We start from the raw sequence: 1,138 nt of genomic DNA on the forward strand, positions 1-1,138 counted from the left end.
GTGTGATCCTGGTCAATTGCGCCGCTGGAGAGAACCAAGGGGAGATCGATTTCTTTCAACATCAGCGCAATCATGGCAAGAGCAGCGCCACCCGGCAGAATACATCCGATAGTAAGATTGTCGTTCCGGTCAAGCCGGTCGGTTCAATCCTTACAGAAGCTGGAACAAATCCCGAGGACGTCGGTCTGATTTGGATGGATATCGAGGGATACGAGCCCCTCGCCTGCCACTCGATGCAAGCTCTGTTCGCCCGCAAGATTCCACTTTACATGGAATTTTCGCCCACGTTTTACGGACCGGACCAATCCACCGCCTTCGTGCAATTTCTTGCAGGATTCTACGAGGATTGCCTGATTTTCCGTGAGGATGACAGTACACCGGCGAAGGTCAGGGAAATTCCTATCAATGAAAAGCAGTTCGACGTCCTGTTATTCGACACAACGGTATAGGAAGTAGCGCCCTTTTTTGACATTGTGTGGCAGCGGCAAGCTTTCAAGCTGCGGATGGTCCAGTTCAAGCCCGCTGGCGACGATGCCATTCCGGGCAAGCAACGCTACCGCCAATTGCGGCAGCCATGTCAGAGTTATAGCATCCTTCTCCTCATAGCCTGTCCCAATATCCACATGAACAAGAGCGGCGTTGATACCTGCGAACTGCTTTGCTGTCTCACGTATCTCGCCGACGATCAGGTTCTCCGGTTCCGGAGTCGACGTCTTATGAGAACCAACAGCCCTATCGAAGGCGATGATCCTGCGCCCCGGAAAGTGGGCACGCAAGTGATCGAAGGTACGGCCGTTACCAAGGCCGAGCTCGAGAACCGGCCCATCCAACTCCTTTACCCTTTCGCCAATATGATTGAGGACATCGCGCTGTGCCGTCATGCGGCGAATGAAGCTGTCGAGACGACTCATAAAATTCTTTGTCCATGATTCGGTGCAACCAGTCCGGCTTAGCACGTTGATTGGTTGGTGGTCGATGGATGGGCATCGCAAAGTTAACGGACATGCGAGGAAGTTTTGAAAATAGATGGCATGGCCAAACTATCATGATCCGCTCTATCGCCGTTATCGCTTTCCCGGATAGGTGATCCTGAGTCTGAGAATCCGAGAGTTTCGGAATCTGAAAGATTGAGATTCTG

The 1,138-nt window shown here is 52.3% G+C and carries 2 protein-coding genes; one reads left to right on the forward strand and one right to left on the reverse strand.

Features of this window, described 5'->3' with window-relative positions; translation table 11 throughout:
• Window positions 1-449 (forward strand): FkbM family methyltransferase (locus ACXJ5O_RS27760; protein ID WP_457302723.1); only part of this gene is annotated, 449 nt, incomplete at its 5' end.
• Here the strand turns inward: ACXJ5O_RS27760 and ACXJ5O_RS27765 are convergent.
• Window positions 429-911: a class I SAM-dependent methyltransferase gene (locus tag ACXJ5O_RS27765; protein ID WP_457302724.1), complete on the reverse strand. Its 483-nt coding sequence runs from the start codon at window positions 909-911 to the stop codon at window positions 429-431. The two genes, ACXJ5O_RS27760 and ACXJ5O_RS27765, sit on opposite strands and share 21 nt — an antisense overlap.
• Between the last annotated feature and the right edge of the window lie 227 nt (window positions 912-1,138).

The sequence above is a fragment of the Phyllobacterium sp. P5_D12 genome, assembly GCF_054049495.1.